Source organism: Streptomyces sp. SID13031 (assembly GCF_010548305.1).
Classification (GTDB): domain Bacteria; phylum Actinomycetota; class Actinomycetes; order Propionibacteriales; family Kribbellaceae; genus Kribbella.
This window is the reverse complement of record NZ_JAAGLV010000001.1, coordinates 1-24,729: the sequence shown is the minus strand read 5'-3', so window position 1 is coordinate 24,729 and position 24,729 is coordinate 1. Positions and strand designations below refer to the sequence as shown.

Sequence of the window (24,729 nt, the reverse complement as noted above, 5' to 3'; positions counted from 1 at the left end):
AGCTCGGCCCCTCTCACCCCTTGGATCCACTCTGTGCTCCAGCTGAGCAAATCGGGGGCGGCCAGATGCTCAAGTCGTGCACAAAGTTCTGCGGAGGAAGGGGGCTGGGCGGCCTGTGGATGACGGAATCTGCGATGTCGGCGGTGGTCGGTAGGGTTCGTGGGGTGTTGGAGGTCACGTTCTCACCCGCCGACCCGCCGCGAGCGGGCCGCTTGGTGCTGTACGGCGACCTCGCCGCCGCCGGCCTGGTCGCGCAGGAGAAGGTCGAGTTGGTACTTCCGCGCGGCGAGCAAATTCGCCGGGCGCAGGTGCCGGCGCTGACCCTCAATGTGGAGGAAGGGCTGGCCTTCCTGCTGCGGTCGGCCGACGGACTACCTGGTGGGGAGTCGCCCAGTTTGCGGGCCTGGGCGGCCGCTGCGTTGGCCGGCGTGGGATTGATCGGGCGTGGGCGGTTGGTGCCGGACAAGAGCCCGGCTGGTTACGGCGCTTGGCGGGTGGCGCCGCTGGATCCGGCTGACCATGGCTGGTTGCGGAATCTGGCGGCGGCGATGCCTGCGCACGGGCACGCACTGGCGATCGAAGGGTCACGGCCGCTCCGGTTGGTCGACCCGGAGCAACTCGTCCGTGCCTTCTGGGACGCGCTGGCCGACACGTTGGTGCGAACGCCCGCCGCGGCAGTCGCAGTACGGGGTGGTGCGGCTGCTTTTGCCGATGTCGAGCCGATCGAGTTGACCGGGTCGACGGCATGGCTCGAGGAGACTGCGCGGAGCGAGCAGGCCGGCGCGCGACTGGTGCTGCGGATCGAGCCACCTGAGGATGACTCCGAGTTCAGGGCCGTGCTGCAACTGCGCAGCGGCGTGGATCCGAGTCTGCTAGTCGATGTCGCCGACGTGTGGAACGCGCCGCCCGCAGTACTGGCCGCGTTGGGTGAGCGAGCCGAGACGGATCTCTTGCTGGCTTTGCGTCGCGGGGCTCGGGTTTGGCCACCGCTCGGGGCTGCGCTGAGGGATGCCGCTCCGGCTGAGGTGCCGGTCGGCGATGAGGCGCTGGACGAGTTGGCCGGCGACAGTGACGCGCTCGACGGGGCTGGGATCGAGGTGTTGTGGCCGGCTGAGTTGTTCGCGGGTGAGCTCGCGCTGCGCGGTGCTGTGCAGGCGACGCCGACGCCGGGTGCGGTGACCGGTCCTGACTTCAGCCTGACCGATCTGCTGGCTTTCCGCTGGCGGCCGACGCTCGATGGGCAGGAGCTGACCGAGGCGGAGGTCGCTGCGCTGGCCGAGGCGAAGCGGCCGATGATCCGAATGCGCGGGCGGTGGGTGCGGATCGATCAGGAGCTGGTCCGCAAGTTGCGCCGCGGTGGATCGCGGAAGCTCAGTGGTGCCGAGGCGCTCGGGGCTGCGTTGACGGGGTCGCTGGAGGTCGACGGTGAGCCGGTCGCCTTCGACGCGGACGGTTCGTTGCAGCTGATGGTCGAGCGACTCCGCGCCGCCGAGCAGCCGGAGCCGATGGCCGAGCCGGTGGGATTGCGCGCGACGTTGCGCGACTACCAGCGCCGAGGAGTCGCGTGGATGGCGCAACTGGCCGAGCTCGGGTTCGGCGGGTGCCTGGCGGATGACATGGGGTTGGGCAAGACGATCCAGGTGATCGCGCTGCATCTCCAGCTGTCGCAGCGCGGTCGGGGGCCGACGCTGGTGGTCTGCCCGTCGACCTTGCTCGGGACGTGGGAGCGGGAGCTGATGAAGTTCGCGCCTGACGTTCCGGTACGGCGGTACCACGGGGCTGGGCGGTCCTTGTCGGAGATCGCTCCCGACGAGGTGGTGCTGACGACATACGGAGTGGTGCGTCAGGACCATCGGGTGCTGGGCGAGATCTTCTGGGGGCTCGCGGTCGCGGATGAGGCGCAACATGCGAAGAATCCCTTGTCCCGGACGGCTCGCGCGTTGCGGACGTTGCCTGCAGCAACCAGGTTGGCGTTGACCGGTACGCCGGTGGAGAACCGGTTGTCGGAGCTCTGGTCGATCCTGGACTGGGCTGCGCCGGGGTTGCTCGGGACGCTGGATCGGTTCCGGCACGACGTCGCAGTACCGGTAGAGCGGTATCACGATGAGGAGGCGACGGCCCGGCTGGCGCGGGTGACCCGGCCGTTCCTGTTGCGACGGAAGAAGAGTGATCCGGGGATCGCGCCGGAGTTGCCGCAGAAGACCGAGCACGACGTCGTCGTACCGCTGACCTCGGAGCAGGCCACGCTTTATCAGGCGGTGGCGAAGGAGACGCTCGCCAAGATCGAGGAAGCGGAAGGGATGGCGCGGCGGGGGCTGGTGCTGAGTCTGCTCACGCAGCTGAAGCAGGTCTGCAACCATCCGGCGCAGTTCCTGCACGAGCCCGGTCCGCTCCCCCGACGGTCAGGGAAGCTGGCGGCGCTGGATGAGCTGCTCGACGTGATCCTGGCCGAGGGCGAGTCGGTGCTGATCTTCAGCCAGTACGTCGAGATGTGCCGGTTGATCGAGTCGCATCTGGCCGCGCGGCAGGTGCGGACGTTGTTCCTGCACGGTGGTGTCGGGGTGCGGAAGCGGGAGCAGTTGGTCGAGCAGTTCCAGGCGGGTGAGGCGCAGGTGTTCCTGCTGTCGCTGAAGGCCGGCGGTGTCGGGCTGACGCTGACGAAGGCGACACATGTCGTGCACTACGACCGCTGGTGGAACCCAGCCGTCGAAGACCAGGCAACAGACCGCGCCTACCGAATCGGCCAGGACCGCCCAGTTCAAGTGCATCGCCTGGTCACCGAAAACACCCTCGAAGATCGCATCTCCGCCGTGATCGCCGCCAAACGGCAACTGGCCGATGCCGTGGTGGGCTCCGGCGAGGCCTGGCTGAGCGAGCTGTCGGACCACCAACTGACAGAGCTGGTCGAGCTGTCGACAACGCCCGCTAAGTCGGGCGCCGCCAGTGCCTACAACCCGTCAACCGTTGGCCGTACCCCCGCACCCGCACCTGGGATGGCTGATGAATGAGCGGACGCCCTGGCAGGGGTGGCGGGAGCGAGAGGCTGAGAATGCTGGGTTGCCGGCGGCGAAGGGGGCGGGGAGTCGGCGGCCGTTCGGGGCTACCTGGTGGGGGAAGGCATGGCTGGAGGCGTTGGAGCATCGGGCTCGGCTTGATCCGAATCGGCTCGGGCGTGGGCGGTCGTATGCGCGGCGGGGCAGCGTGCTGGCGCTGAACGTCGACCCCGGTGTCGTGCGCGCGAGTGTGCAGGGCAGCCGCGTGGCGCCGTACGAGGTGACGGTCAAGATCCGTGCGTTCAACGATGCCGAGTGGGATGCGGTGCTCGACGTCGTGTCGGCGCAGATCGGGCGGGTCGCCGCGTTGCTCGACGGAGAGTTGCCGCCGGAGTTGGTAGATGACGCGCAGGCGGTTGGTCTTGAGCTGCTGCCCGACGCGGGTGAGGTGCGGACGGACTGCAACTGCCCGGACTTCGCCGTTCCCTGCAAGCATTCGGCGGCCGTCTGCTACTTGATCGCAGACGCGTTGGATGAGGATCCGTTCGAGTTGTTGTTGCTCCGCGGCAAGCAGAAGGATGAGCTGCTGTCGGCACTCCGAGCCCGCCGTTCGGTGAGCGCAGAGCCGCTCGCCATCAAGCCGCAACCAGTTGGGCTCGTGGCCAAGACGGCTTTCGCGCGGACGCTAGGACCAATCCCGCTCCCGGTGCGTCCGCTCAACCAGCCGGGCGCGCCTACCGCAGTACTGGTACTGGAGCCACCGCGACAATCGGGGGTCGATGGCAAGGATCTGGTCGCGCTGGCGACCGATGCGGCGCGACGGGCCTGGGAGTTGGCGGCGGGCGACGGCGATGGCGGGCTGGCCCTCACCCGCGATCAGGATCTGGCGCGGAGAGCAGCAGGCCTGCTCGGTACGCCGGGCCTGGCCGACCTGGCACATCGGGCCGGGCTCACTGCGAGGCAGTTGACGAGTTGGGCGGTTGCCTGGCGCGAGGGCGGAGCCGGTGGACTCGCCGCGGCTGCCGAGCTGCCTGACGACATCGACCCAAGCGCCCTGGCGGAAGGGCTGGAGGTGCTTGACGGAGTAGTGGACGGCAACCGGATCACCGCCGACCGGGCCCAACTGAGACTCGCACCCGACGGGCTCTGGTACTTGTTCACCAAACAGTTCAACGACTGGATGCTGAGCGCCCCACCGTCGCCGGATCCCGCGGAGCTACTCGGCCGCCCGTGACGCGACGAACGCCTCGGCCAGGCGCGCGATCAGGTCGTACGGGATCGGCTCCGCGAGCGGGAACTTGAGCGTGCCCTTGCCGGCCAGATACGGCTCGAGCGCGGCCGCCAGCTCGCCCTCGACCGGCGGGATCGGGTACACCGAGATGTGCTTCTTCCAGCCGCTGAAGTACATCAACTGCTTCCCGTCCAGCGTGATCGTCGGGATCTGGTAGCTGATCTTCTCCCCCGCGGCCGGCACGACGCCGTGGATCGTCTGGCGTACCTGCTCCAGAATCACCTGGACCTCGGCCGGGAACGACGCGATGTACTCGTCGACGCTCTGGAAATCGCTGGTCGCCATCACCCCATCGTGCCGGGCGGCGGGCGGCACGGCAATCACCAGACATTCGACCAGGGGCGAATAGGTCGGCCGCGTTTGACGGGCGCCCAGGAGCCGGGAGCAGACCCGCCACCATCGGCGGCCGACCGCCGATTCACTTCCGCGAAGGCAAGAGCTTGCTGAGCTCTTCGGTCAGGTGGGCCGCGATCTTGGCGTGGCCGTCGACGGAGGGGTGGACGGCGTCGGTGCAGTCGGCCTCGGTGATCCAGCCGTCCGTACCGACGTACCGGATCTTCGGATCGCCGGCCGCGGTGACCGCTTTGACCGCCGCCTCGATCTCGCTCGCGTGCTTGCCGTTGAAGGGGCTCAGGGCAACGATCTCCGCGGCCTCGTACTGCGCGCGCACCAGCGAGAGGTAGCCGCCGTACTGCGCAGCGCTGAGCGTCTCGTCGTTGACTCCCAGGTTCAGCACGACCACGTCGGGCTGCTCGACCCGTTCGGCGGGTGAGCCGGCGAAGTTCCAGCCGAACGACTCCGTCCCGGGCGGCACCTCACCGTTCCCCGCCTTGATGATGCCCTGACTGCCGAACCCGACCTGGTACGCCGATGCGCCGAGCGCTCGCGCTGTCAGGTACGCGTACGACTTGCTGCCGTCGACACCCTCCGACTCGAGGTGCGCGCTGAGCGCGCGAACGCCCTGCGTGATCGAGTCGCCGTAGAACTCCAGTCGTGGCCCGCTAGGCCGGCCGCTCAACCGCAGCCGAGTGCCGCTGTCGAGCACCAGCCCGGCGAAGACGACGGCACACCCGAACGGCGGATTCCACCGGTTCACGTGCTCGTTGACGTCCTTGACCACGATCTCGACCTTGTGCGGGCCGGCCTTCTCAGCGGTCAACTCGATGACCGGCTGGTCGACCACGTGCAATTCGGGCTCAGCCTCGTCGACGGAGACCCACAGATGCGGCGGCGTCTCCAGCCCGCCGACGTCGAACAAGGCCTGCGCGGCCGTGCCGTTGAACGTGAACGAGATCCGCGACCCCGAGTTCACCGTGATCGCCAGCCCCGGCTGATACCCCCACTGCCCCTCCAGCACGATCCGGGGATCCCCCGGCGCAACCACTTCACCCGCCACAAACCCCACCGCTCCACTCCCAACTCCCGGCAACCCCACCCATTCTCCCAACCCACCCCCACCCCCCCGCCGCCCGGCCCGGGCCTCTGGTCCACTTTGTGCGCGGCCTGAGCGTCTGGGCGGCCTTGAAACACTCAGGCCGTGCACAAAGTCGGCCTTGGGAGGCGTGGGCCAGCCTCCCGCGGCGGGCAGGGCGCGGGAGGCTGGAGTGGGTGGTGGGTTAGAAGCCAGAGTTGCCGGGGCCTCGGATGAGGGTGAAGCCGAAGGCGTTGTTGAGGCCGCCGGACGGGGTGCCGGAGACGGTGACGTAGTTGAAGGTGGCGCTGCCGGCGACCTGGATGTCGATCCCGTAGGTACCGGTGTTCTGGACCTTCACGTGGTCGAAGGTCAGGTTGGTGACGTTCTTCTGCCAGCTCATCGAGATGCCCTGGTAGGAGCTGTCGATGATGTCGATGTCCTTGATCAGCACCGGCGAGGTGATCTCCCGGCCTTCGGCGTAGATCCACAGAGCGCCCTGGCTGCTGTTCCAGTCGGTGTTGAAACCGCCCGCCCGGGTGATCGTGTTGCGCTGGACGACCGTGTTACCGCTGAACGGCTGGGACGAGTGCCAGGTGCTGACCGTGATCCCGGCCGCCGTGTAGACCGTGTCGGAGAACAGGTTGTCCTCGATCCGGTTGCCGTTGCCGCCGTAGATCGCGCCGCCGTTGGCCAGCGCGGGCAGGGTGGCGGTGTTGAACGTGAAGGCGCAGTTGGCCACCGCGCTGTTGAACGACCACATCGCCATCGCGTCGTCACCGGTGTTGCGGAAGACGCTCTGGTCGACCCGGCTGTTGCTGACCGGGCTGCCGTCGCCGCTGAAGGTGTTGAGGTTGAGCCCGTCCGCGAACATGTCGCGGATCCGTACGCCGGCGACGTACAGGCCGCTGGTACCGCTGCTGGCCCAGAGGCCGACCTTCGAGTGCTCGAGCCACACGTTGTGGATCAGCGAGCCGGGGCCGAACTTGCCTTCCAGGGCGGCGTCGGTGGTGACCGAGCCGTCCGGGTCGCGGTAGCGCACGTCGCCGGCGAAGTAGAAGTCGGCGAGTTGCACGGCGCCGCCGTTGGCGAAGAAGCCGCCGCGGCCGGCGTTGCCGCGGATCGTGGAGTACCACATGCCCGCGCCGCGGATCGTCACGTTGTCGATGTTGATCCGCGCGGTCAGGTCGAAGGTGCCGGTGGGGATCCAGAGCGTCTTGCCGGCCGCCTTGGCCGCGCTGACCGCCGAGTTGAACGCCGCTGTGTCATCACCAGAACCCGACACAGCGCCGTACGCCGTCAGGTCGACCGAGTTCGCCGGGATCGTGTACGCCGGTGCGACCACCTCGGTGTCGATCAGGTCGACGGTGATCGGCGTGGAGGTGTCGTTCTGCAGCTTGATGACTGTGCCCGCCGGGTACGACGGGAGCGTGGAGCGGACCTCGTCGTAGAAGCGATGGCCGCCGCCCAGTCCCGGATCGTTGGGGAAGGGGTAGAGGCCGTAGACCCAGCTGTACGCCGACGTCAGCGTGAGGTCCTTGACCTTCGAGCCGCCGACATAGACGCCGAGCGGCGCGGTGATTCCGGTACCGCCCGCGTTGTCGGGAATCGAGTAGCGGACGACGATCGAGTTGGCTGGCTTGGTCAGCGTGAACTGCGTGTACTTGCCCGCGTTGTCGAGCCGTACCGCGCGCCGGCCGGACGACTCCGACGCGACCGTGCGGTAGGTACGGTCGGGGCCGATCACGACGCCGTTGGTACTGCTGTTCTCCGCCTCGTACTCCGTGTAGGGCACCGTTGCGCCACGGGTTGCGAGAGCGGTCGATCCGGCGACTGCGAGGTCGTCGAGCGCGACGTTGCCGCTGTCACCTGCGTCGTACTGGTAGCCGATCAGGTTGAGTCCGGCTCGCAGCGTCAGCGTTTGGGTGACCGTCCCCCAACCGCTTCCCGCAGCCAACGACACCTGGCCTGCCTTGACGCCGTTCGCGTAGACGCTCAGCGTCTTGGTGCTGCCCGTCGAGTTGTTGTACCGGAGAGTGGTCGTGGCGGCGCCTGCGGCGGTGAGGTTGACCGTGCGGATCGCGCGAGCGCCCACTGCGGTGAAGCCGGTGACGTACCCGGCTCCGGCGTACCCGGAGATCGACGTACCAGTGGTGGCGCCGCCGGACAGGAAGGAGCTCTCCAGTTCCGGTCCACCGGACGCCGGTGGCGGGTCGGTCGGAGCGGAGACCGTGATGTGGTCGAGGTTCACGTTGCCGGTATCCGTGGTGTCGAACTTGTAGGCGACGGAGTTGATGCCTGCCGTGACCGGGACCGCCTCCTCCGCAGTGCCCCAGGTGTCCCAGTTGGCCGTGGCAGGAAGGCTGATCTGCCTCACCTTGACACTGTTGGCGTACAGGGACAGCGTCATCGCGACACCGGTGCCGTTCGCATAGCGCAGGGTGACCGTGCTGGTCCCCGTCTTGGCAGCCGAGACCGAGAAGGTCGTTGCCGCATTCCCCTTGTTGGCGTCGGTGTAGCCGCCGACGAAACCCGCGCCGGTGTAGCCCGGGTGGTCAGAGGCAACGACCACTCCCCCGGACAGCGTCGCGCTCTCGGCCTCCAGGGCTCCGACGGGCGACGGCGAGCCGGGGACATCGGTCACGGTCAGCTTGTCGAGGTTGACGTTGCCGGAGTCGGTCGAGTCGAAGCGGTAGCTGAGCTGGTTCGACCCGGCGGGCAGGGACAGCGTGGTGTGAAGATCGGACCACGTGTCCCAGTTGGCCGACGCCGGCAGGGTGACCTGCTGGATCTTCGTCCCGGCCCGGTAGAGCGACAGCGTCTTGTCTGAGCCGGTGCCGTTCGCATACCTGAGGGACAGGTCGTAGCTAGCGGCGGTCGGGATGCTGACCGCGGCCGTGACGGCTGCGGTCCCCTTGTTCCCGTCGGTGAATCCACCGACGAAACCGGAGCCGGTGAAGCCGGTGTGGTCGGTCTGGACGACCGCACCTCCGGCCAGGGTCGCACTCTCGGCCTGCACGGTCGCGGTGAACGCGGCCGCGGTGAACGCGGCCGCGGTCGCCGGTCGGAGGAAAGTGGTGGCCAGCGCGAAGGCCAGCAAGGCGGTCGCGTACCTCTTCTTGGGCATGGTTGTGGAGCCCTTCTGTCAGGGTATTGCGGGGCGGGAACTACCTATCCTTTGACTGCGCCACCAAGCGCGTTGGACTTCAGGAACAGTCGCTGGAAGATCAGGAAGAGCGCCACCGGTAACACCGTCGAGATCGCGAGTGCCGCCAGGAACACATCGAGTTCGACGTACCGCTGCAGCGCGGGGAGACGGACGGACAGGGGTTGCAGATCGGGGTCGGGGAGCACCAGCAGCGGCCAGAGGAAGTCCTTCCAGGCCGCGATGATCGCGAACACCGAGACGACGCCCACGATCGGGCGTGACATCGGCAGGACGACGGACCAGAACATCCGGTACGGCCCGGCGCCGTCGACCCGGGCGGCCTCGAACACCTCCCGGGGCAGGTTGTCGAAGAACCGCTGGACGATCAGGATGTTGAAGGCGTTCGCACCGGCCGGCAACCAGACCGCCCAGAACGTGTTGATCAACGATGCCTTCAGCAACGGCGGGTTCACGATCGTGAGGTAGAGCGGGACGAGCAGTACGACCGACGGCACGAACAGAGTGGCGAGCACGATCCCGGTCAGCGCCTTGCCGTAGCGCGGGCGTAGTACGGACAAGGCGTAACCGGCCGTCGTTGCCACCAGCAACTGGACGAACCAGGAGCCGGCTGCCAGCACGACGGTGTTGAGGAAATACTTGTCGATCTCCACCCGCGACCAGGCGGTGGAGAGGTTGGCCCAGTCGATCCCGTTCGGCCACAACGCCAGCGGCGCGCGCAGGGTGTCCTGGGTCGGGGTGACCGCTGCCTTGGCCAGCCAGAGCATGGGACCCATGCCGACCAGGAACAGCAGTCCTAGGAGCACTACGTGCACAGAGCGAGCGGTACGCCGGACGCCGGGGCGGCGCCAGTCCGACGACGAGAGGATGCCCCTGCTCATGAGCGGCTCCAGGATCGGGTGAGGCGGAAGTAGATGGCCGACAGGATGCCCAGGGCAACGGCCAACATGATGCTCAGCGCGGTGGCGGCGCCGTACTCGCCGCCGAGGCTGTTCGCGAACGCGTAGTCGTAGATGAGCAGCAGGATCGTGATCGTGGAGTTCGCCGGGCCGCCGCCGGTGAACAGGAACGGCTCCAGGAAGACCTGTGACGTCCCGACGATCTGGAGGATGAAGGTGATCAGCAGGACGCCTCGGAGCTGCGGCAGCGTCACGTGCCAGATCTTGCGCCAGATCGACGCCCTGTCGATCTCGGCTGCTTCGTAGAGGTCGGTGGCGACACCGGTCAGAGCAGCGAGGTAGATGATGACCGTGCCGCCGGCAGCGGCCCAGGTCGCCTCTATGACCAGTGCCGGCATCGCACTGCCCGAGTCCTGCAGCCAGGACACCGGGCCGAGGCCTACTGCCCCGAGGATCGTGTTGAAGACGCCGTTGGGGCTGGCGTCGTAGAAGAACTTCCAGAGCAGCACTGCGACCACCGGCGGGATCACGACCGGCAGGTACGCCAGTGCGCTGTAGAGCCCCTTGAAGCGGCGTACCTCGCTCATCAGCACGGCGGCGATGAGCGGTACCGGGTACCCGAACAGCAAGGCCAGCAGAGCGAAGTACAGGGTGTTCTTGACCGCTGTCCAGAGCAGGGTGTCGGCTAGGACGTCCCGGAAGTTCTCCAGGCCGACGAAGGTCGCAGGGGTGACCAGGTTGGTCTCCTGGAAGCTCATCACCACGGCCCTGAGGATCGGGATCCAGGAGAAGACCCCGAAGACCAGTAACAGCGGTAGCAGGAAGACCAGCGTGCTCGGGCCACTCCCGCGACCTCGTGTCATCGGCGTTACTTCCGGTCGAGGAGGGCCTGCGCCTCGGCGTCGGCCTTCTTGAGCAGGTCTGCGATGTCCGCGTTCTTGTTGGTGAGCACCGCCTGTACCACCGGGTCGAGCAGCTTGTAGACCTCCTGGGTCGACCGGACCGGCTCGGTGACCAGCGGCTGGTCGAACATCTTGTCGGTGTACGGCTTCATCTGGTCGAGCGGGACGTTCACGTACTCCTTCACCCAGCCCAGCGACTCGTCGTAGGTCGCCTTGTCGAACACCGGCAACTGCGGAGCACCCACTGGCTGCTTGGAGGCGGCAATAGTCTTCGCATCCAGTACTGCGGCGTCCTTGTCGGCCAGCTTCTTCATGTAGAAGTAGTCGATCCACTTCACGGCAGCAGCCTTCACCGCCTCGTTGGACTTGGCGCTGACCGTTGCCAGCGTCCCGCCGCCCAGTACTCCGGCCTCTCCACCGGACGCCAGCGGAATGGTGGCAACACCGTAGTCAGCAGGCTTGAGCGCGTTCTGCGTGACCAGGGAGCCGTAGTTGCCGCCACCGGATACATACATCCCGATCTGGCCGGAGGCGAAGGCCTGGTTGATGCCGCCCCAGTCGTAGAGGAAGTTGGAGCCCATGCTGTTGTCCGACCAGCGCATGTCCTTCAGGAGCTGCAGTACCGAGGTCATCTCGGGTGTATCGAGCTGTGCCGTCGCAGTGTCGCCGTCGAGCTTCTCAGTGCGGCCACCGAAGGCGTAGTCGAGTGTGGTGAGGATCCAGCCACCTGTGTTGTCGGTGGTCAGTTCGGCGTACCCGGCCTTGCCTGTCTTCTCCGCGATCTGCTTGGCGTCCGCACGGACCTCGTCCCAGGTCGCCGGCGGCTTGTCAGGGTCGAGGCCGGCCTGCTTGAACAGGGACCGGTTGTAGTGCAGCGCCTGCCCGTACGCCGCGATCGGGACGGCCCACATCTTGCCGTCCTCGGCCTTGCCCGCCTTGGCGACGTTCTCGCTGAACTTGCTCGCGTACGGCAGGGCGGAGACCAGGCCGCTGATGTCGGCGATCTGCTTGCGCTCGATCAGGCCGCGGCCGTCGGTGAACGGGACGGTGAAGACATCGGGCAGCGTGCCACCAGCAAGCTGCGCGGTGAACGTCGTCGCGGTCCAGTTGTACTCCTGCGGGACGACGTCGATCTTCGGGTTGTCCTTCTCGAACTGCGCGACCCGCGCGTCGAAGGCGGCGATCGCGCCCTTGTCGAGACCGGGGTCGCGGGCGACCTTGAGAGTGACCGGCCCGTCGGGGGTGGCGGCCTTCTCCGCTGATCCCGAGCAGGCGGTGAGGCTCGCGGCCAGGGCGACCACGAGGGCGATGGGAGTGATCTTCATGCGTGGTTCTCCTACAACTTCGTGGTCGGGTTCGTGGTGGTTGTGTTTGTGGACAGCCAGACGGCTGCGTCGGTGGAAAGGCGATCGCCAACTAGGGCGGCGCTGGCGAGCAGGATTTCGTCGTACTGCGGGAGCTTCGCCGGTTCTGCGCCGAGGTTGACCAGGCAGACGAAGTTCGGTCCGCGGCTGAAGGCGATGACGTCCGCGGTGTTCAGTTCGTGCCAAGCGAAGTCCTTGGCGAGCCGGCGGCGATCCGCGAGCGCCGCGCGGTACAGGGCGAGCATCGAGTCCGGATCGCGTTCCTGCACCTCGACGGAGTGGGATCCCCAGTCCGCCGGCTGCGGCAGCCAGGGCGTGAAACCTTGTGAGTTGAAGCCGAAGCTTGGACCGGTAGTTGTCCAGGGCAACGGTACGCGGCAGCCGTCGCGTCCGGGGTCGGCGCCTTCGGAGCGGTGGAAGATCGGGTCCTGGAGCGCGGCGAGCGGAAGATCCTCGACCTCGGGCAGGCCGAGCTCGTCGCCTTGGTAGACATACAGCGACCCCGGCAACGCCGCCGTCAGCAACGCCGCCGCCCGCGCTCGCCGCTGTGCCATGGCCAGATCGGTCGGTACTCCGAACCGCTTGGTCTGGAACGAGAACGAGCTGTCTTCACGCCCGTACCGGGTGGCCGGCCGGGTCACATCATGGTTGGACAGCACCCAGGTGGCAGGCGCGTCGACCGGTTTGTGCGCGGCCAGGGTGGACTCGATCGACTCGCGCAGCTCGGAAGCTTTCCAGGGCCGGCCCATCAGGTCGAAGTTGAACGCCGTGTGCATCTCGTCCGGCCTGAGATAGCGGGCGAACCGCTCGGGGTCGGCCAGCCAGATCTCGCCGACCAGCACGCGCGGTTCGGCGTACGAGTCGGCGACCGCTCGCCAGGATCGGTAGATGTCGTGCAGCTCGTCGCGGTCGACGTACGGGTGCTCGTCGGTCTGCCCGTACTGCGGGAAGCTCGGGTCCTTGACCGGCATCGTGGCCGAGTCGATCCGGATCCCGGCGACGCCCCGGTCGAACCAGAACCTGAGGATCTCCTCGTGTTCGCGGCGGACGTCGGGGTGGTTCCAGTTGAGGTCGGGCTGGTCGGGCGTGAACAGGTGCAGGTACCACTCCCCCGGCGTACCGTCCGGGTTCTTCGTCCTGGTCCAGGTGTCGCCGGAGAAGCTCGACACCCAGTCGGTCGGCATCTCCTCACCACCGCGGAACCAGAATCGCTCCCGGGCCGGCGATCCCGGGCCTTGTTCCAGCGCGGCCTTGAACCACTCGTGCTCGCTGGAGATGTGGTTGGGGACGACATCGATGATCGTCCGGATGTTCAGGGCTGCTGCTTCCGCGATCAGCTGCTCGGCCTCTTCGACGGTCCCGAAGGCCGGGTCGATCACCCGGTAGTCGGCCACGTCGTACCCGCCGTCGGCCAGCGGCGACAGGTACCACGGGGTGAACCAGATGGCGTCGATCCCGAGGCTGCTCAGGTAGGGCAGCCGTGCCCGGACACCGGCCAGGTCACCGGTCCCGTCGCCGTTCCCGTCGGCGAAGCTGCGCGGGTAGATCTGGTAGATCACCGCGTCGCGCCACCACTGCTCTGTACTCACCCGGACTCCGTTCGATCATGGTAGGTTTAGCGCTCCACCTTGGTGGGACCGTAAGGCTGTTTCCGGGTAGGTGTCAATGGGCTGTCACGGGGCGGATCGCCCTCGTATCCTGGCCGCGACAATCGAGAGGAGCCGCTGTGCGGGTCACGCTGAAGGACATCGCCGACGAGGCCGGGGTCAGCATGATGACGGTCTCGAACGTGGTGAACGGCAAGCGCGCCCGGGTGTCGGAGGACACGATCGAGCGGATCCAGCGGATCGTCGCCGAGCGTGGTTACGTGCCGAGCGCGTCGGCCCGCAGCCTGGCCGCGAAGTCGTCGCGGCTGATCGGCCTGCTGGTCCCGGCCGCCGACGAGGACAGCTTGATGATCAGCCCGCACAACGTGGCGATCGTCGGGCAGATCGAGCGCGAGCTGCGCAAGGGCGGGTACCACCTACTGCTGCGCGGGATCGCCCAGCCGGCCGAAGTCGCCGAGGCGTTGCAGTCGTGGAGCCTGGACGGCGCCGTGCTGCTCGGGTTCCTCGACGAGGAGATCGACCGGCTCACGCCGCGGGCGGTCGGCAAGGTGTCACTGCTGGCGATCGACAGCTATTCGGCGAATCCGTTGACCACCGGCGTACGGTCCGACGACTTCACCGGTGCCCTGCTGGCCGCTCGGCATCTGCTGGAGCTCGGGCATCGCGAGATCGTCTTCGCCGGTCCGTCGTTCTCCGATGTCGGTGTGGTGCACCAGAGATACGAAGGTTTCCGGGCAGCCTTTGCGGAGGCCGGGTTGTCCTGGCGGGAACGTCTTGTCACCGCGAACACGACCCATGCCGGTGGTCGCGAGCTCGGGCGGCGGCTGAAGGACGAGCATCCTGGGGCGACGGCCGTTTTCGCGACCGCCGACATCCTGGCGATCGGGATCATGGAGGGTTTGGGTGAGAGCGGCTTCTCCGTTCCTGGCGATGTGTCCGTGCTCGGCTTCGACGACCTCGACCTGAGTGCTTACGTGACGCCGAAGCTGACGACGATCGCGCAGGACATCCCGCGGAAGGCGGCGATCGCCGTCCAGCTCCTGCTGGGCACGGTCGAGGGCAAGGAGCACCCGGCGGACCCGATCACGCTGGACGTTCGTCTGATCGAGCGTGGTTCGACGGCTTCACCACCCCTCCTTGCGGGCGCGGGCCTCGAAGAGCAGGATGCCGGCTGACAGCGCGACGTTGAGCGAATCAGCCTTCCCGAGCATCGGGATCGAGACCTTGGCGAATCCCTGCTCGTGCCAGGTTCGATGCAGTCCTTCGCCTTCGGAGCCGACCACGAAGGCGGTTCTTCCCCTGTACTCCGGTGTCTTGTAGCTGCCCGTCGCTGCGGGGTCGGCCAGGTGGACGTCGAAATGGTGCTGCTTGAGCCAGCTCGCCGCCTGGCCGATGGCCTGGAACTCGAGCACCGGCGTCGTCAGGACCATGCCGCGACTGGCGGCGTACACGGCGGGGTTGGTGAGCTTTGCTCTGCGGCTGGTCAGGATGAGGCAGTCGGCGCTGGCCGCGTCGACCGTACGGATCAGGGTGCCGAGGTTGCCGGCGTACTCGACTCCGTCAGCGACCAGGATCAGTGCGTTGTCGGTGAGTTGCAATTGGTTCGGCTGCCAGCTCGGGAGGCGGGCGATCGAGATCAGCCCGTCCGACCTGTTCTTGCGGCTGACTCGCGCCAGCAGCTTCGGTGAGATGCGGTGCACCTCCGCGGCCCGAGCAGCGATCTTTTCTGCCGTGTCAGGTTGATCGCAGGCCTCGGGGCAGTAGTAGAAGGTGTCGATACGGGTCAGGGTGCTGAGCAGTTGGCTATGCTCCCAGCTACCCTCGATCAGGATCCGGCCCGGGACGGAATCCTTGCGGACGGCGAGCAGGGCGCGGCCCCGTGGGTGTTGCGCTCCGACTGCCAAGGCGTCGAGAAGTGACGGTGCCATGGGGTGACTCCGGTGAATGAGAACAGCGAACCGTTCCGGGGATCGCCGTCTGGGCGTCCGCACCGGTTTGGTTGGCTGGGGGTCGGCTAGGGCGTTTGGGGACGCACTAGCCGAGCAGTCTCATCATGCTTCGGATAGTAGGGAACGCGGCGCCCGGCGTCATCAGCTTTTCCGCTGCGCCGAAAAAGGCTCGGCAGATTGTCGGTCCGGCGATCTAGGGTTTGACCCATGTCCAACGGACCCGCAGTCGAAGCGATCGATCTGGTGAAACAGTTCGGCACGAACCGTGCCGTCGACGGGGTGAGTTTCGTCGTCCCCGAAGGAACGGTGCTGGGCCTGCTCGGTCCCAACGGCGCCGGCAAGACCACTACGGTGCGGATGCTGACGACGCTCAGTGTGCCCACCAGCGGAACCGGCCGGGTTGCCGGCTACGACGTACTCAAGGAACCCGCGGCGGTGCGGCGCAGCATGGGCCTGACCGGCCAGTCCGCCACTATCGACGAACTGCTGACCGGCAGGGAGAACATCCGGCTGATCGGCAGGCTCTACGGCTTGCCGACCAAGTATCTGCACAAACTGTCCGACGAACTGCTCGAACGGTTCCTGCTGACGGATGCGGCCGACCGGATAGCCAAGACCTACTCGGGTGGAATGCGGCGACGGCTGGATCTCGCGGTCAGCCTGGTCGCCTCTCCCCCGGTGTTGTTCCTCGATGAACCAACCACCGGACTCGACCCTCGCAGCCGCGCGGACCTGTGGGAGGTACTGCGCGGCCTGGTCAAGGACGGCACCACTTTGCTGCTGACGACTCAGTATCTGGAAGAGGCCGACCATCTGGCCGACGAGATCGTCGTGATCGACAAGGGCAAAGTGATCGCGGCTGGTACGCCGACCCAGCTCAAGGACGAGGCCGGCCGGGCCAGCGTGGTCGTCACGGTGTCGGCGGTGACCGATCTGCCGCGCGCCGCCGAACTCCTGCGACAGCACGCGCCCGAGGTGCACGTCGAGGAAGTGAGCCGGCGGCTCACGGCGCCCGCGAGCGGCCTGGCCGACATGACCCGGATCGCGGGGGTCTTCGCCGGCAGTGGGATCGACATCGACGATCTCGGCCTGAAACGGCCGAGTCTTGACGACGTCTTCCTGCACCTGACCGGTCACCGGGCCGAACAGGAAGACACCACCGAGACTCCGACCGAGCAGGAGGCCGTCCGATGACCGCCGTGATGACCAGGCCACCGATCCACCAGCGCACCCTGCTGCAGCAGTCACTGACCGTCGTCTGGCGGAATCTCCTGCACATCAGGCGGATGCCGGAGATGCTGCTGGACGTGACGATCCAGCCGGTGATGTTCGTCCTGCTGTTCGCCTACGTCTTCGGCGGCTCGATCGACGTGCCCGGTACGTCGTACCGGGAGTTCCTTCTGCCGGGCATCATGGCGCAGACCATCATCTTCTCCTCCGCCATCGTGGCCCTCGGGCTCACCAGCGACCTGGAGAAGGGGATCGTCGACCGGCTGAAGTCGCTGCCGATCTCACGATCGTCCGTGCTCGTCGGGCGGAGCCTGTCGAGCCTGATCCATTCCGGCATCGGCATCGTGGTGATGAGTGTGACCGGCCTGCTGATCGGCTGGCGGATCCGCGACGGCCTGGTCAACGGCGTGCTGGGCTACCTGCTACTGCTGCTCTTCGGCTTCTCGATGATCTGGCTGGGCATCTGGGTCGGGTCGCTGATGCGCTCGGTGGAGGCAGTGAACGGCTTCATGTTCACCGTGATGTTCCCGCTCACCTTCGTCGCCAACACTTTCGCGCCGACCCAGGACATGCCCAACTGGCTGCGACTCATCGCTGAGTGGAACCCGGTCTCGGCACTGACCGCGGCGTGCCGCGAACTGTGGGGCAACGGCCTCGCACCCTCACCGGACGCCCAGTGGCCGCTCCAGCACCCGGTGATCGCGTCCATCGCCTGGTCGCTCATCTTCACAGCCGTCTTCGCGCCCCTCGCCCTGGTGGCCTTCCGCCGCCGCTCGCGGGACTAGTCTGCTCGATTTCTGTCTTGACCGGCCTGCCTGGACAGTTTGTCCACAGGTCGGTCGAGAGCCGATTTCGATCCGTCGGCCCGCGTCGATACAGTCCGTTGTCTGGTTGTCTTCGGGGGCGGCCAGGTCACGGGAGGAGAAGCACGATGGATGCGACATTGCTGGACGCGGAGGCCGAAGCGGCTGTGCTGCGCGTCTACCGGCAGGTCTTCGCCGTGCTCGCCCGCGAGGCCGGCGCGATGATCGTCGACCCGGAGTTGCTGGATGTGGACCAGGCGATCCTGGACGCGTTCGCCGAGGCGGGCAGCGACGGGCTGACCGTCGAGCAGGCGACGCTGGCCTGTCGCGGCTATCCGCACGACGTGATCGTGCGGCGCTTCGACGTGCTCCGGCAGTACGGCGCGATCACGAAACTGGTCGACCGGCCGAACGAGTTACGGCACCGGGCGGCCTTCGCGCCGTACGTGATGTTGATGTTCCTCAAGCGGATGTCGGTGCAGGGCGGGCAGGCCGAGCTGCACCAGCTGCTGACGCTCGAGGCACACAGCGTGAGCGATCCGCGCGCTGTTGCCGAGCAAGGGCAGGCGTCGATCCAACGGCTGACGAAGGTCTTCCGGCTGCTGGGGAACGAGCTGTCCATCCTGGTGTCGACCAGCACGACCGCGCAACTGCGGGAGAACGCGCAGCTCGCCTGGGGTAACGAGCGGCTGATCGAGCAGGCCGAGAAGGTGCACCGGATCGTGCTCGAGCGGTGGCCCGGGTTGCACCAGGTGTGCACGCAGCTGCGGATGTCGCTGGCTGCTTATGCGGATGCCGTTCAGCTTGCGGCCGGGCGGTTGGTGGAACGCGCCGGTACGACGCGGGCGCTGGGGTTGCTGCCGATCGAGACCTGGCTGACGTTCACGCGCAGCAGCGATACCGAAGTATTGGCCGGCGTGTTGGACGGGTTGCTCTTTGATGCGGCCGCGCCCGACTTCTCGCCGGAGGGGCTGCTGGAGGCGGTCGAGTCCGGTCGACGAACCGGTACTGCGCGGATGGCGCCGCCTCGGCCTTCATCGGAGATGGACGCCCCGGAATCAGCCGCCGCGACGGATCGCGAGGACCTGCGCGCTGAGGCCGAGCGGATCCTGGCCGGGCGTTCTTCGGTGAGCATCGTGGACGTGGTGGACGACGCGGGTGACTGGGTCACGGCTCGGCGGGTGCTGGCCGAGTTGACCGCGGCTCATCTGCACGATGAGCTCGACTACGAGTTGGTGTGGGGCGACGGGATGCGGATCGATCCGTCGGCCGGGACGCCGTGGGCGACTGAGGGCTCTTTCCGGCGGGTGACGCGATGAGCACGGAGGTTGTGGAGAACGGGCGCAGCTACAACGCGCTGTGGTGGGCGAAGGTGCAGTCGGCCGGGCCGCTGCAGGTCTCACCCGACACGCCTGCCGTCTCGGGGTTGACGCGCGCAGCCGAGCCTGACGGCTCGTCGGTGTGGATGCTGCCGACGCTGCCTGACGGAGCTGGCCATGGCGTTCTGGAGGAGCTCGGCATGCCTCCGGTGGCGGTCGAGATGCCCAACGAGACGGCCCGGGTGCTCGCGATCTGCGCCGCCTGCTGCTGGCCGGACCGCAGCGGCACCGCCTGGCCTGGCGTTGTCGGGACGCTGACTCAGGTCAAGGCCGTGTACGCGGGTCTGCGCGGTCGCCCTGAGCAGTCGAGCGACCTGACTCTCATCATCGGCAGCCTCCGTCGCCTCCACGCCACCAGTTGGCTGATCTGGAACGAGAAGGCCGGCGAGGTCCGGCTGGGCCCCCGAGTCATCACCTGGGGACCGTCCCAATTGACCGGCCTCCGCGAGGTCTGCCGGATCCTGCCCGACCCGCCTGCCGCAGTACTGGCTCCCAAGCACGACCCTGAGGTCGAGCCGGACCCGCTCCCCTCCGAATCTGCGAACGAGGAGGACGCATGACCGAGCAGCATGCTCTCTTCGACTCTCTACTGCAGGACCTGAGCGACCGTAGCCGTGACGAAGTACTGGCAGCCTTCAGTGCTGTTCAGTACGCCGCTCACCCGGTGGCTGAAGTGCAGCTGGCCGGTCTCCGCGATGTCACCTTGCGCCGCCAGGTCCAGAAGATGCTGAAGCTGATCGGCCGGACCCTCGTTCACGTCGACGGCACTCACTGGACCGCGGGCTACGCGGACGACATCGCCGAAACGCTGACTTCGCAGGGTTGGCAGCCGTTGTCCGTCGTCGACCGCGCGGTCCTCGTCCTTGTTCTGGTCCACTCGGTCGCGATCCCTCGCAGCGAAGGCATTCTGACCGGCGACAGCTGGAAATCCGCCCGCCCGACGACGGTCGACGAGCTGCGGACGACCAAGATCAGCGCCGAAGAACGCCGGCTGGCTCTCCAGCGACTCCGCGCCGCCGGCCTGATCCAGCTGTCCGGCGACCACTCCGGCGGGCCGAGCTACATCCCGGGCCCGCAACTCCAGCGACTCACCCCGGCCGCGCGGCGCCGGTTGCAGGATCAGCTGATCCTCGCGGCCGCGCCGTCGAGCCCGATCGCGGAGGCCATCCGCGCTCGCAAAGGCAGCACCCCAGAAGAAGGAGCGGCATGAGCACCCCCACCCCGGCTGAGGACGGACCGTTCGACATCCTCGGCTCGAAGGTGCTGCTCGGCGTCCAGGTCGTCGACCTGTCCCGGCTGTCGACGCACCCGATCCCGATGGTCGGCCAGGGTCTCGTCACCGTCGCCGGCCAGGGCCCGGTCGACTCCAACGGCGCCGGCAAGTCCTCCTGGATCGCCGCGCTGTCCCTCCTGCACGCCGACGAGCAATGGCGGCTGACCAGCGGTGCCCCCGGTGCCGCCGAGTTGCTCTTCACCGCCGAAGCGGCCGGCCAGGAAGGCACCTGGTCCAACGTCGACCGCGGGTACATCGTCGGCGTCTTCTCCGACCCCGACCTGACCGAGCTGGCCGACATCGAAGCGGCCGCCATCACGGTCTGGATCAGGATCAACCGCAAAGCGTCGTACCTGGATCTCCGCTGGAAGCAGGGCCTGCACGTCCCGTACGGCGTCACCGAGGCCGAGCGGGCCGCCGGCGCCGACGCGCTCTGGGCCGCGCTCCCCCACTCCAACGGCCGCACCGATTTCCACGCCAACAAGCTCTCGTCAGTCCTGTACGGCGGCCAGGTCCGTTGCGTGTCGTTCCTGTCGACCTCCGTCAGGTCGTCACCGACCGCGAACCTGCTCGCCGAGCCGCTGAACGAGCTTGGCCCGGCCCGCATCTTCAACGCGATCGCCACGCTCACCGGGCTCGACCACGAGCTGGAGCAGGAGCAGGCACACCGCTCCGCCGAGCACACCCAGCGCGAAGCGACCAAGCAGGCGGCCGCAGACCTGCAGCGCTGGGAGCAGGAGATGGCCACGGTCGAGGCGGGCATCCTGCAGCGCGCAGCTGCTCGCGAAGCTCTCGCGGCAGCGCGCGAGTCCTGGCGCGCTCGCTGCGCACGACACCTGGTCGACGGCGATGCGCGCAACAGCGAGATCGTGCAGGAGCTTGGCGTGCTCGACGAGCGCGTGGCCGAGCAGGAGGCTCGCCGCGAGACGGTCGACACCGAGATCGAGGCGTTCGGCAGCGAGGAGAACCTGCTCCGCGACGTCCAGCTGACCCGGCAGGAGCGCGACAAGCTCGACGCCCGTGACCGCGAGCTGGATCTTGCGCAGCGTTCGGTCCGTGAGCAGCTCGAGCGGCTCGGCCAGGAGCACCGGCGACTTCTCGACGCCGGGCGCTCGGCCGACGGACGCGACCTCTCCGCCGCCGCGGAGGAACAAGAAGAGGCCCGCGCTGTGCTCGAGGAGCACATCGGGCGGGATCACGCGGCGCGTTCCTTCGTGGACCAGGCAACTGGCGAGCTGCGCGAAGCCGAGAGCGGCCAGACCGTTTCGGCTCCCCAGCAGCAGGTGCTCGCGAACGCGGGTATCGAGTGTGGCGCGCTCACGGATATCACCGAGCTCGCGTCGTCTGACCGTGCCGAGTGGGAGCCGCGGTTGGCGCCGTACCGGGAAGCGGTTGTCGTCGACTTCTCGGATGTCGCGATCGCTACGTCGGCTCTGAGTGATGCCGGCTACGCGGGCTTCATGCTCGTGCTGGCCAACCGGCCGGATGCTGCCGCGTTCAAGGGTGGGCCGGCGTCGGCGGACAAGCGCTTCAAGCTGGATGGGTTCTTCGCGGCTCTGGCTGCTCGCTCGGCCAAAGAGGTCATCGATGATCCGGCCGGTGTGGTTGCTGTCGGGCAGTTCGAGGAGCCGATCACCGGTCGCACCGCCCGGATCGAGGCAGCTCGTCGCCGACTCGAGGCAGCCGTCGAGGCTCGTTCCGCCGCGTCGGCCGCGCTTGAGCAGGCTCGCGCTCGCGTGGGCCAGGCCGAGCGCCGTACCGCGGCCGCCCGCGCACTTGGGACCGCTGCGGACGTACAGGAGCAGATCCTTGCCCTCCGTGAGGCGAACGACCAACATGAGACCGATCGCGATTCGCTCGCACCCACTCTCCAAACGGCCAAGGAGTCAGCCGAGGCCGCGGCCGGGCAGCAGCTTGTCCGAGATGAGCGGTTGAAGAACCTCGAAGCCACTCGCCGGGATCACGACCGCATCCTCGACGAACTCGCCGGCCGGCGACTCGTGCTCCTGGAGGAGCAGACCGGCCTCGACCTGGTCACCAGGACGACCGCTTGGGGCGGGAGCGCTGCAGAGGCCTCCGAGTTCCTGGTCGCCTTGCCGGACGACGCGGCCCAGCGCCGTACGACGGCCGACTGGAACCACCAGGCCTGCACCCAGCTCGACGATGTCATCCGCCGATGCTTCCCGAACGCACGCTCGCGGGAGGAGATCCCGTCGGAGCTGTGGGAGATCCTCAACGGCGCCGACGGCTGGTCGAGCGGGACTCTGGGCGCGCGTGTGACCCTGGTGCCCGCCTTGCAGCGGACGCTCGCGAGCCATCTGGCCCAGCACGAGACCTTCGACAGCCTGCAACAACAGCAGATCGCCAGCCAGCGCGCCGAGCGCAACGCCGCTCTGGAGCGCGCCCGAGAGGGGCTCGGCGAGTCGGAAAGCACTGCACGCGCTCACCGCTCGTCCCTCGCCGATGGCATCAAGGCCCGGCTGCGACTGGTGTCGGCGGAGTTCGACCGGCTCGACCAGCAGTACGGCGGTTATGGGGCCAAGCTCGAGTACCCGGAGCCCGACCCGCCGGCCGAGCCGGACAAGCCGTGGCGCTGGACCGTCACACCGAAGTGGCGGCGATCTGAGGGTGGGCCGTTCTCGGCGTTCAACGTCAAGGGCAACACTGCGCAGATGGACGAGAAGGCGGTCAAGCTCGTGTGCGCGGCTGCCCTCGCCGGGGGTAGCGATCGACCGCTGCTGCTGATCCTCGACGAGCTCGGCCGCAACCTCGGCTCCCAGCACCGGCGCGAAGCCGTGGCCCTGTTCGAGCAGATCGGCCGCGACCGCAACATCACGGTCATCGGCGCGCTCCAGGACGACATGGAGCGCTACGCCCTGTCCTCGTCCCGTCTCTATGTGAAGCTCCGTCGTTCCTCCGACACCATGGCCTACAACCAGGCGCCGGTCGTCAAGGGCAACGAGGAGTACACCGCCCGAGTCGAGCTCCTCCGAAACTGGCTCGACTCCTACCGAGGCCCCCGCCCCACCCTCGAATTGGCAGAACAAACGCTCGACACCGCAGACCTCACGGACCTCACGGACCCACCGTCGACCGACTCCCAAGCATCCCCCGCGGGCTCAACCGATTCAGCAGCCTCCGACAACGGTGATACCAGCGCCAGTTCGACCGCTGGCGGCGCCGACGAGACCTCGGCCAAGGCCACCAAGCCGGCCACCCGACGCAAGTCCGCTAAAGCGGTCAAGCAGCCCACCGCCAACGCCTCCGACGAGCCGGACGAAGGTGCCACAGCGGCAGGAGCCGCAGACTGAGCGCGCTCACAGCGGGAACCGTCGCCGGGACGTGCCGGCGAGGGACCGGTTTTGGGCAGGAGTCTGCGGAAAAGGGACCCCGGTGGTAGGGAATGACCTACGGCTGCTTCACACTGGAGTGGTGAGGTGTCAGCAGATGGGCGTTCCGGCCCACTCCCGCTGTTCACACGGAGTAGGCGGAGCTCTGGCCAAGCCCTCATCGTTCGGCGTACCGTCCGTTGGACAGGTCCAGCCGGCAGCTGAGCGGAGGGCGTGAGATGGCATCTTGGCTACTACGCGCCCAGTGGGCTCACCGCGACGAAACGGTCGAACACCGGGCGCTTCGCGTTGGGCGCACCCTGACCGCAGTCGCCGTGGCGTTCCCGGAAGTCCACCTGTGGACGCAGGACGAGCGCTGGGGCTTCCACGTGCTCGAGGCCGACGCCTCCACACCGCTTCAGGAAATGGTCGAGGCGACCACCAAGGTCCTCTCCAACGGTTCGAGCACCACCCGCCTGCACCTGCAGAGCGCCGGTGAACTCCCCTGGCTGTTCGACCTCTCCATGGGCGGCACCCTTACGACGGTCTCTGACCAGCTCACCCTGCACTGGAGCGACGAGGACGCCCTGATCCAGTCAGAGCGCTTCGCTCAGGTTCTCCGAGCGGTCGTCACGATCTGGGAACCCGAATGGGCCAGCATCGCCGACACCGAACTGGCCGCAGCCGCCGGCGTCTTCCGCCGCGGTATCCCGATGATGGGCTGGCTGACCTATGTCCGCGGCCTCGTAGCCGGCGCCCACGGAATAGACATCGGCCTGACTCCGTTCGAACGAGGCACGCTGCTCCAGGCCCCGGTAGCCCCCGCGGACCTGACCCCTATCCACATCTGCGCCGCCGCAGCCCTGGTAGGAATCTCCCCCGACGACCTGTAGTCCCCTCTGCCCGCGCAGAGCCCGTCAGGCTGCGGATGCGCTCACGCGACGCTTGAGCCACTAAGAGCGCTCCCGGGCAAGGGCCGGTAAATGCATTAAGGGCCACCCATTGCTGGGTGGCCCTTAACAGTGTGAATGTCCGGCGACGTCCTACTCTCCCACGACCTACCGGTCGCAGTACCATCGGCGCTGTCAGGCTTAACTTCCAGGTTCGGAATGGAGACTGGGTGTTTCCCTGAC

Annotated in this window: 18 protein-coding genes and 1 rRNA gene; 10 read left to right on the top strand and 9 right to left on the bottom strand. The window is 67.6% G+C overall.

All coding sequences use genetic code 11. The annotated features are described in order from the left end of the window. Positions 1–164: 164 nt before the first annotated feature. Positions 165–3,008 carry a DEAD/DEAH box helicase gene (locus tag G3I17_RS00095; RefSeq protein ID WP_343238173.1) on the top strand — a complete coding sequence of 948 codons (2,844 nt, stop codon included), beginning with the start codon at positions 165–167 and terminating at the stop codon, positions 3,006–3,008. Further along, positions 3,001–4,227: an SWIM zinc finger family protein gene (locus G3I17_RS00090; RefSeq protein ID WP_203589555.1), complete on the top strand. Its 1,227-nt coding sequence runs from the start codon at positions 3,001–3,003 to the stop codon at positions 4,225–4,227. Before G3I17_RS00095 ends, G3I17_RS00090 begins: the two co-directional genes overlap by 8 nt. Here the strand turns inward: G3I17_RS00090 and G3I17_RS00085 are convergent. From G3I17_RS00085 to G3I17_RS00055, 7 genes are all read right to left on the bottom strand, one after another. Further along, on the bottom strand, positions 4,210–4,569 hold the full coding sequence (locus tag G3I17_RS00085) for a DUF1801 domain-containing protein (protein WP_164592632.1): 360 nt from the start codon (positions 4,567–4,569) through the stop codon (positions 4,210–4,212). The genes G3I17_RS00090 and G3I17_RS00085 overlap by 18 nt on opposite strands. Positions 4,570–4,702: 133 nt before the next feature. After that, a complete protein-coding gene (locus G3I17_RS41930; RefSeq protein WP_203589554.1) occupies positions 4,703–5,680 on the bottom strand; it encodes a GDSL-type esterase/lipase family protein in 978 nt (325 codons plus the stop codon). 220 nt (positions 5,681–5,900) lie between these two features. Continuing rightward, the gene (locus tag G3I17_RS00075; RefSeq protein ID WP_164592630.1) at positions 5,901–8,822 is read right to left on the bottom strand and encodes a CBM35 domain-containing protein; all 2,922 of its coding nucleotides are present in this window, start codon (positions 8,820–8,822) and stop codon (positions 5,901–5,903) included. Between the two features lie 44 nt (positions 8,823–8,866). After that, complete coding sequence (locus tag G3I17_RS00070) at positions 8,867–9,742, bottom strand: carbohydrate ABC transporter permease (RefSeq protein ID WP_164592628.1); 876 nt, start codon at positions 9,740–9,742, stop codon at positions 8,867–8,869. Continuing rightward, complete coding sequence (locus G3I17_RS00065; protein WP_164592626.1) at positions 9,739–10,623, bottom strand: sugar ABC transporter permease; 885 nt, start codon at positions 10,621–10,623, stop codon at positions 9,739–9,741. The genes G3I17_RS00070 and G3I17_RS00065 overlap by 4 nt, the downstream gene beginning before the upstream one ends. A 5-nt stretch (positions 10,624–10,628) precedes the next feature. Next, on the bottom strand, positions 10,629–11,987 hold the full coding sequence (locus tag G3I17_RS00060) for a sugar ABC transporter substrate-binding protein (protein WP_164592624.1): 1,359 nt from the start codon (positions 11,985–11,987) through the stop codon (positions 10,629–10,631). An 11-nt stretch (positions 11,988–11,998) separates the two neighbouring features. Then, on the bottom strand, positions 11,999–13,615 hold the full coding sequence (locus tag G3I17_RS00055) for a glycoside hydrolase family 13 protein (RefSeq protein WP_164592623.1): 1,617 nt from the start codon (positions 13,613–13,615) through the stop codon (positions 11,999–12,001). Positions 13,616–13,752: 137 nt separating this feature from the next. Between G3I17_RS00055 and G3I17_RS00050 the strand changes: the two genes are divergently transcribed. After that, positions 13,753–14,808, top strand: a complete 1,056-nt coding sequence (locus tag G3I17_RS00050) for a LacI family DNA-binding transcriptional regulator (protein WP_164592621.1) — start codon at positions 13,753–13,755, stop codon at positions 14,806–14,808. Here the strand turns inward: G3I17_RS00050 and G3I17_RS00045 are convergent. Continuing rightward, a complete protein-coding gene (locus G3I17_RS00045; protein ID WP_164592619.1) occupies positions 14,758–15,561 on the bottom strand; it encodes a TrmH family RNA methyltransferase in 804 nt (267 codons plus the stop codon). The genes G3I17_RS00050 and G3I17_RS00045 overlap by 51 nt on opposite strands. A gap of 228 nt (positions 15,562–15,789) precedes the next feature. On the opposite strand from G3I17_RS00045, the gene G3I17_RS00040 reads away from it, so the two are divergent. From G3I17_RS00040 to G3I17_RS00010, 7 genes are all read left to right on the top strand, one after another. Then, positions 15,790–16,776: an ATP-binding cassette domain-containing protein gene (locus G3I17_RS00040; protein ID WP_164592617.1), complete on the top strand. Its 987-nt coding sequence runs from the start codon at positions 15,790–15,792 to the stop codon at positions 16,774–16,776. Beyond that, positions 16,773–17,597, top strand: a complete 825-nt coding sequence (locus G3I17_RS00035; RefSeq protein ID WP_164592616.1) for an ABC transporter permease — start codon at positions 16,773–16,775, stop codon at positions 17,595–17,597. Before G3I17_RS00040 ends, G3I17_RS00035 begins: the two co-directional genes overlap by 4 nt. 146 nt (positions 17,598–17,743) lie before the next feature. After that, complete coding sequence (locus tag G3I17_RS00030) at positions 17,744–18,934, top strand: hypothetical protein (protein ID WP_164592614.1); 1,191 nt, start codon at positions 17,744–17,746, stop codon at positions 18,932–18,934. Continuing rightward, on the top strand, positions 18,931–19,554 hold the full coding sequence (locus G3I17_RS00025; protein WP_203589553.1) for a hypothetical protein: 624 nt from the start codon (positions 18,931–18,933) through the stop codon (positions 19,552–19,554). The genes G3I17_RS00030 and G3I17_RS00025 overlap by 4 nt, the downstream gene beginning before the upstream one ends. Then, on the top strand, positions 19,551–20,204 hold the full coding sequence (locus G3I17_RS00020) for a hypothetical protein (RefSeq protein WP_164592612.1): 654 nt from the start codon (positions 19,551–19,553) through the stop codon (positions 20,202–20,204). Before G3I17_RS00025 ends, G3I17_RS00020 begins: the two co-directional genes overlap by 4 nt. Then, on the top strand, positions 20,201–23,578 hold the full coding sequence (locus G3I17_RS00015) for a chromosome segregation ATPase (protein WP_164592601.1): 3,378 nt from the start codon (positions 20,201–20,203) through the stop codon (positions 23,576–23,578). The genes G3I17_RS00020 and G3I17_RS00015 overlap by 4 nt, the downstream gene beginning before the upstream one ends. A gap of 257 nt (positions 23,579–23,835) precedes the next feature. After that, the gene (locus tag G3I17_RS00010) at positions 23,836–24,489 is read left to right on the top strand and encodes a hypothetical protein (protein WP_164592599.1); all 654 of its coding nucleotides are present in this window, start codon (positions 23,836–23,838) and stop codon (positions 24,487–24,489) included. Between the two features lie 137 nt (positions 24,490–24,626). On the opposite strand, the gene rrf is transcribed toward G3I17_RS00010, so the two are convergent. Further along, positions 24,627–24,729, bottom strand: a 5S ribosomal RNA gene (rrf, locus tag G3I17_RS00005); the annotation flags it as partial.

Excerpts from the sequence above, each read along its gene's own strand:
- G3I17_RS00035 (WP_164592616.1), top strand. The coding sequence starts at position 16,773 with ATGACCGCCGTGATGACCAGGCCACCGATCCACCAGCGCACCCTGCTG.
- G3I17_RS00010 (WP_164592599.1), top strand. The coding sequence starts at position 23,836 with ATGGCATCTTGGCTACTACGCGCCCAGTGGGCTCACCGCGACGAAACG.
- G3I17_RS00060 (WP_164592624.1), bottom strand. The coding sequence starts at position 11,987 with ATGAAGATCACTCCCATCGCCCTCGTGGTCGCCCTGGCCGCGAGCCTC.
- G3I17_RS00030 (WP_164592614.1), top strand. The coding sequence starts at position 17,744 with ATGGATGCGACATTGCTGGACGCGGAGGCCGAAGCGGCTGTGCTGCGC.
- G3I17_RS00085 (WP_164592632.1), bottom strand. The coding sequence starts at position 4,569 with ATGGCGACCAGCGATTTCCAGAGCGTCGACGAGTACATCGCGTCGTTC.
- G3I17_RS00020 (WP_164592612.1), top strand. The coding sequence starts at position 19,551 with ATGACCGAGCAGCATGCTCTCTTCGACTCTCTACTGCAGGACCTGAGC.
- G3I17_RS00090 (WP_203589555.1), top strand. The coding sequence starts at position 3,001 with ATGAATGAGCGGACGCCCTGGCAGGGGTGGCGGGAGCGAGAGGCTGAG.
- G3I17_RS00045 (WP_164592619.1), bottom strand. The coding sequence starts at position 15,561 with ATGGCACCGTCACTTCTCGACGCCTTGGCAGTCGGAGCGCAACACCCA.
- G3I17_RS00015 (WP_164592601.1), top strand. The coding sequence starts at position 20,201 with ATGAGCACCCCCACCCCGGCTGAGGACGGACCGTTCGACATCCTCGGC.
- G3I17_RS00075 (WP_164592630.1), bottom strand. The coding sequence starts at position 8,822 with ATGCCCAAGAAGAGGTACGCGACCGCCTTGCTGGCCTTCGCGCTGGCC.
- G3I17_RS00025 (WP_203589553.1), top strand. The coding sequence starts at position 18,931 with ATGAGCACGGAGGTTGTGGAGAACGGGCGCAGCTACAACGCGCTGTGG.
- G3I17_RS00040 (WP_164592617.1), top strand. The coding sequence starts at position 15,790 with ATGTCCAACGGACCCGCAGTCGAAGCGATCGATCTGGTGAAACAGTTC.
- G3I17_RS00070 (WP_164592628.1), bottom strand. The coding sequence starts at position 9,742 with ATGAGCAGGGGCATCCTCTCGTCGTCGGACTGGCGCCGCCCCGGCGTC.
- G3I17_RS00065 (WP_164592626.1), bottom strand. The coding sequence starts at position 10,623 with ATGACACGAGGTCGCGGGAGTGGCCCGAGCACGCTGGTCTTCCTGCTA.